The sequence below is a fragment of the bacterium genome, from assembly GCA_021159335.1.
Taxonomy (GTDB): Bacteria; UBP14; UBA6098; order B30-G16; family B30-G16; genus JAGGRZ01.
The window spans coordinates 1-6,144 of sequence record JAGGRZ010000144.1; the positions used below are offsets into that span (position 1 = coordinate 1).

General features: G+C 45.3%; 6 protein-coding genes. 2 read left to right on the forward strand and 4 right to left on the reverse strand.

What is annotated here, in order from left to right; genetic code table 11:
• The first annotated feature begins 11 nt into the window (after positions 1-11).
• The gene (locus J7J62_07875) at positions 12-242 is read left to right on the forward strand and encodes a type II toxin-antitoxin system HicA family toxin (protein MCD6125070.1); all 231 of its coding nucleotides are present in this window, start codon (positions 12-14) and stop codon (positions 240-242) included.
• Between the two features lie 159 nt (positions 243-401).
• Here the strand turns inward: J7J62_07875 and priA are convergent, their stop codons facing one another.
• Together priA and J7J62_07885 are read right to left on the reverse strand one after the other, a co-directional pair.
• Entirely contained in the window at positions 402-2,804 is a 2,403-nt protein-coding gene (gene priA / locus J7J62_07880; protein ID MCD6125071.1) for a primosomal protein N', read from the reverse strand.
• The gene (locus J7J62_07885; GenBank protein ID MCD6125072.1) at positions 2,801-3,214 is read right to left on the reverse strand and encodes a YjbQ family protein; all 414 of its coding nucleotides are present in this window, start codon (positions 3,212-3,214) and stop codon (positions 2,801-2,803) included. Before J7J62_07885 ends, priA begins: the two co-directional genes overlap by 4 nt.
• Before the next feature lie 67 nt (positions 3,215-3,281).
• On the opposite strand from J7J62_07885, the gene J7J62_07890 reads away from it, so the two are divergent.
• Complete coding sequence (locus J7J62_07890) at positions 3,282-3,653, forward strand: response regulator (GenBank protein MCD6125073.1); 372 nt, start codon at positions 3,282-3,284, stop codon at positions 3,651-3,653.
• Positions 3,654-3,661: 8 nt separating this feature from the next.
• Here J7J62_07890 and J7J62_07895 read toward each other — a convergent pair whose 3' ends face one another.
• Together J7J62_07895 and J7J62_07900 are read right to left on the reverse strand one after the other, a co-directional pair.
• Positions 3,662-4,732 carry a hypothetical protein gene (locus J7J62_07895; protein MCD6125074.1) on the reverse strand — a complete coding sequence of 357 codons (1,071 nt, stop codon included), beginning with the start codon at positions 4,730-4,732 and terminating at the stop codon, positions 3,662-3,664.
• A 155-nt stretch (positions 4,733-4,887) separates the two neighbouring features.
• The coding region (locus J7J62_07900) for a hypothetical protein (GenBank protein MCD6125075.1) at positions 4,888-6,144 on the reverse strand (1,257 nt) is incomplete at its 5' end.

The following is a 6,144-nucleotide window of genomic DNA, read 5'->3' on the forward strand; positions in this document are numbered from 1 at the left end:
GGCCAAGAAAGTTGCCAAAGCTTAGAAATGTTTCTGGAGAAGAAGTTGTCAAAATATTGTGTAATAGATTTAGCTTTCAAATAACCGGAAGAAGGGGAAGTCACGTTAGACTGTCAAAAATCACACCGGAAGGTAAGGTTGGCACTGTAGTACCAATGCATAAGGAATTAAAGATAGGAACATTAAAAGGAATTTTGAAGCTTGCAAAAGTAGATATTAATGAGTTCTCTAAATATCTGTAAGATGTGCTTGTCGCACGCTTCTGTGCTATCGCATTCGGACAACAAGTGAATATGCTGTTCGCCTCGCTCGCATAAAATCTTACATGCTTAGAATATTCGCAAAGTATTATACCGAATTTTACAGATGTAAGTTAATTAAGCATTTTTCGGCGTAAACGACTACATCATATCGTAGGGGTCCACATCGATTCGCACTTTTACATTCTTGAATTCGGCTTTTGCTACAGCTCTAAGAAGAGGAAGCAATTTTTTTATCTGGGTTGTTTTGACGAGAAGATGCCATCTATACTCACCGCGAAGCTTTGGTATTGGCGGTTTGGTAGGAGCCAGCGGAATTGTCCCGGGGACTGAGCTCGTTACAATCCAGCGGTGAATTTTTCGTATAGCTTGCTCGGCGAGTTCGTGATCCTTGCTTGTTGTTATGATTCTTATTAGGCGAGAAAAAGGCGGGTAAAGGAGCATCTGCCTATGCGGCAGTGTTTTGGCGAAGAATTTCTTGTAATCGTGTTCCACGGCGAATTTGACAGTCGGAGAGTCGGGGTGTCTTGTCTGGATTATGACGATACCGGGCTTTTCCGCTCTCCCTGCACGACCGGCTACTTGCGTTAAAAGTTGAAACACCCGTTCGGATGCTCTGAAGTCTGGTATTGCGAGCCCCACATCCGCATCGAGAACAACCACCAATGTGACGTCAGCGAAGTCGTGCCCTTTTGCAACCATTTGAGTTCCAACCAGTATGGCACCATTTTTCTCCGAAAAGTCGCGTAAAATTTTGTTTAATGCGCCTTTTCTTGATATAGCATCTGAGTCGACTCTGAATACTCTTTCGGGCTCGACGAAATCGTATAATGTTAGCTCGATGCGCTGAGTTCCTTTTCCCCTATATTTAAAGTTTTCGGAGCCACACTCGGGACACCTGTCGGGAGCAGGAGTAGTATAGTCGCACCAGTGGCATTTTAACAGGTCCCCCGCACGATGATATGTTAGCGTGAGGTCACAATTGGGGCACCGTGGTATGTAGCCGCACTCGACGCAACGCAAATTGTTGGCGTAGCCTCGGCGGTTTAGCATAAGTATAACCTGCTCACCTCGAGCCACATGGTCTTTTATCGATTCTACCGCCACATTTGAGAAAAGCCATTCGTCACGTTTCCTCCTGCGCATGTCGACAACAATAACTTTTGGAAGTTCACTGCCGGGCACTCTTTCGGGCATCTCGATGAGTTTATATTTTCCCGTTATGGCGTTGTAGTAGCTTTCCATGCTCGGTGTAGCAGAGCCGAGAATAACGAGTGCATTTTCTATTTTTCCGCGAACTATTGCGAGGTCGCGAGCGTTATAATAAGGTGGCCTTCCGTTTTTGTAGGACTGGTCTTGCTCTTCATCAACTATTATAAGCCCAAGGTTTTTTACTGGCGCGAAAATAGCCGACCTTGCACCCAACGCTATCATTATGTCCCCGCGTCTTATCCGCCGCCATGCATCAGAGCGCTCGCCAGGTGAAAGATAGCTGTGCAAAACCGCCACATCCTCGCCGAAGTATTCCCTCATCGCTCCCCACATCTGGGGGGTCAGTGCAACCTCGGGCACGAGAACGAGAACACCACGTCCCATAGCGCGAACTTTTTTCGCAGCCTCAAGATAAACGAGTGTCTTCCCGCTTGCAGTAACGCCGTGGATAAGAATTGGCTTGTGGTCGCCTTCACTCAGAGCTCGTGTTATTTCCGTTATGGCTCTTTCCTGGGATTTTGTTAGTTTTTCTATGCCCGTTCTTGGCTGAAGCCATCCATCCGAGCGTCTGAATATTTCTCTTTTCGAGACAGTGATGAAACCCTTATCAATTAATGCTTTTACCACAGAGTATCCGAAAAGTTTTCGCAGTTTTTCTATTTGTTGCTGGCCGTTTGTCGCTATATAACGGAGTAGTGCAGCTTGTTTTGGTGCTCTCGCCTCGATTTGCTTTATTAGTTCGTCGTCGACATCTTTTGCCAGCCCGACTATCGTTACAAATCTCGGTGGTGCTTTCTGCCTGTAGATGTATCTTCTTGCTATGGCTCCAATGCGTTCGAGTTTCCTGAGATTATATATCAGCCCTCTTCTGCCGACTTTCTGCGCGAGGTCGGCAAGTTTTATGCTTCCCTCTTTTAGCAGGTTTATTATTCTGCGCTGGGTTTTGTTGAGTAACTCGGGGTCTGGTTCCGAAATTAGGCTTATAGTTTGTTCGGTGGTCATTGCTATACCACCGGGTAGGACACTTGCTATTGTTTCGCCGAGTGGAGCTACATAGTAGTTAGCAACGAATTTGCAAAGCTGGTAAAGCTGGGGTGTTATTATTGGTTCGTCGTCGGGGATGTCGGCTATGGGCTTTATTTTTTCTTCCGGGATGTCTGGTTGCTCGAGCAGGTTGACCACGAAACCAGTGGCAAGCCTTCTCCCGAAAGGAACCTTTACACGCCATCCTACCCCCAGCGTTTCGAGGTATTCTTTTGGGATGCTGTAAGTGAAAAGTTCGTATACAGGTGCGTCAACAGCTACTTTTGCGTATTTTTTTTGTTCGCTCATTCCCCGATTATTTTCACCACGACTCTTCTTTGCCGTGGTCCGTCAAGCTCGACGAAAAATATCCTTTGCCATGTTCCCAAAACGAGTTTGCCTCCGCTTACTGCAAGCGTTTCCGACATTCCTATTAACATCAGTTTCAGGTGGGCGTCAGCATTGTCCTCGCCTATGCGGTTGTGCAGATACTTTGATGGGTCGTATGGAACGATTTTCTCAAGAAGGGTGAGCATGTCGGTGTGAAGACCTGATTCATTATCGTTTACTATTATGCCCGCCGTCGTGTGAAGGCTTCCGATGTAGCATAACCCTTCTTTTATGCCCGATTCCGCCACTACATCATCAATTTGGCTCGTGATGTTAATTATTTGAGTTCGCTGCGTGGTTTTCACATTAACAATTTTTTCGTAAACCATGATTTCCCTCCCTTTATGCATTCACAAATTATTTGACAATCCTTTTTATAACAATGATTTTGTGAGAATGAGTCACAAAAAGCCTGATATACTCTTCATAGATGACGAGCTTCATTGGTGCAGGGTAATGAAGGAGCTCGCTGACTTTATGGGTTTTAATGTTTTCACGACCACATCTCCTCGCCATGGACTTAGAAAATTTCTTAGGGGACACTTCGACCTCGTTATAACCGACATAAGGATGCCCGACGAAAGCGGGTTCAGCTTTATCCGCAGGATAAGAAAACACGATTCGGAGATACCAATAATAATAGTTACTGGTTTCAACACTAACAAGGTTCACCATCTTGCTGAGACACTTAATGTGCAGAAGGTTCTCATAAAACCTTTCAGGATATCTGACCTCGAGGAGGCAATAAGAGAGCTTCTTGGGATGTGATTATTTTGTTATTTGGGATTGGTTTTTCGTTTTTTTCTGGCTTTTGGCTTACCGATTTTGAGCATTTTGTCAATAACTTCGAGAGCCTTTGCGACATTATCTCGAGCTTTGGTTACTTCTTCCGCAGCTTTTATGCGAACATCCATTTTAGCGACATTTTTCATAAGAACCTTATCGCCTTTTTCTCTGCCCACGATTTTTTCCCATTTCAGCCAATTCGCATACGCTTTGCCAAAAAGTTCGGCTGCCTCAAGCATTAGTTTGCCTTTCTCGCCAGGAATGCTTTTGCTGACGAATGAAAGATAGGCATGGAGAGCGAAGTTCTGCGTCCATTGCGCGTAAATAGGGATGTCGAACCAAAGCAATCTCGGCTGTTCATCGTTTATTTTTTCGAGGAAGTTTATATCTTTGTTTTTCAGGTCAGCTATGTATTGGTCGTAGGCTGCGAGTCCCATCTTGGCTTTCAGACTGTCAAGATTAAGCTCTTTCTGGCGGAAATTCTTTAAAAGGAGCTCGCACAGTTTTTCGGCTATTTCAATCTCGGTTACGGAATCGTCCGATTTAATGTCGGCTGGTGCGATGAGTTTATGTGCACCTTTAACATCCGACCATTCCCACCACTTCTGCAGTTCGTCCGGTCCCCATGTTATGCCGTCAGGAGCGAAGTAAGGGTGATACCAATGCAATCTTATAGAGCCTTCGTTTATCTCTATCCCGTAGACCAGGATGGGGTCATACCACGACATCCAGACAAGCCTTCCGTGCGTTATCATTTCCTGTATAAACTTTACGGCTTCCTCGATGCTTCCCGGCTCGCCCTCGTAGCGATGAACATTGCAGCTATCTAATGCCGAATCGACCACAGCGAACCTGAAAAGGTCGAAAACCCACGGGTTATCAAGATTATAGAGGAAAAAAGTTGGATAGCCACTTTTCGCATAGAAGTGAGGATAATGGCAACTCATTCCCACATAATAGGCGGCTTTCCACGCAATGTCTACGGGAACATAAAGAAGCCGCATATTCGGGTACCGCCCGAGCTCCTTATCCCACCCGTCTTTGTAATTCCCGAGTACCACGAGTTTAATATTTTACGAAAATTTATTTTTGCCAAATGATTTTTTGATTATCCATTTGCCACAGGGTAAAAAAGTTTCTTATAAGGTCGCAGCGCTTGTTGACACCACGACCCCAAAAGTTCCGCCAGCAAATTGTTTAGAAGTTTCTTTTGAGTTTAATCTAATTTTTTGGGCGGCTCTGGTTCCTCGTCAATTAATTCGTTTAGGTTCACGGGTTCGATCGAACTTTGCTCGAAACCTTTGATGACAGCCACGACCCGGTAGGCGAATTTCGCATCTCGCTGTGAATGTACGATGAAATAGCTGGTGCCTCGCTCGACCCAGAAGTTGCCCATGTCACCGTAAGGCGTTATGAAAACCTGTATGGGGTATTGGGCGTTTATCGTCGTGCTGTTAACGAACTCCTCTGGAAGGTTAACTTTGCAGATACCGCCAGATGTTTGAGCCTCGCCGATGTGTTCGAGCCAGCGCTTTGTGGCGGCTGGTATGGGCGCGGAGTAGCCCTCGCCATCCTCGACGATGTAGTGGTTGAAGCTGTGGCCGAATACCTCGCATGATGCGGTAACCCTGAACATCGATACTCCAGAACCATTGCATTCGAAACAGTTGTCTCCGGGTGAGCGGACATCTACGCCATCGTCTGAAGGATTCCAAATATAGACACCATCATTATGGGGGTTTAAAATGCTAACACCATCATCTCCTGTGCGTTCAATTCGTACTCCTTCGTAACGCGCGCTGTCAATCCATATACCCCAATAGCCTGCGCTGATAATCCAAATAGCGTCATCACCAGTGTATGCTATTTGAATTCCATCATCACCAGTGTGTTCTATCCGAATCCCATCATCATCAGGTTTTTTTATGATTATACCATCTCCACTGAATGCAGATATCGAATCGATGTAAATTCCGCATTTCCTGATATTTCTAATGACTATTCCAGTGTCCGCACTGTGAGTAAAGTAATTTCTTATGTAAATTCCACGATTAGTAGAGTCGTCACAAACTATTTCTATTCCATCATTTTTCGGCTGTTGAATGAAGATTCCATCATCACCTGGATTATATAAATAAATTCCGTCATCACCAGTTGAACCTATATAGATTCCGTCATCACCTGTGTTATTTATGTGAATTCCGTCATTGCCCGTGTTGTCTACACGAATTCCGTGACAGCCTGCTGTGTCAATAATTATTCCATCTGCACTTAAAGCTTTTGCCTCGACAATTATTCCGTGTCGGGAGGAATTGGTGGAAACTTCTATTGCACCGTGCCATCCCGCCCAGCTAATATCTGTTCCCTGTCTTATCTTTAATCCCGATTTTGCAGAGGATGGCAGGTCCATGTAAATGCCCATGTCGCCCACATCTTCTATAACAATTCCAGTATCGGGGTCGCCACTGCCTGA

Excerpts from the sequence above, each read along its gene's own strand:
- priA (MCD6125071.1), bottom strand. The coding sequence starts at position 2,804 with ATGAGCGAACAAAAAAAATACGCAAAAGTAGCTGTTGACGCACCTGTA.
- J7J62_07885 (MCD6125072.1), bottom strand. The coding sequence starts at position 3,214 with ATGGTTTACGAAAAAATTGTTAATGTGAAAACCACGCAGCGAACTCAA.
- J7J62_07890 (MCD6125073.1), top strand. The coding sequence starts at position 3,282 with ATGAGTCACAAAAAGCCTGATATACTCTTCATAGATGACGAGCTTCAT.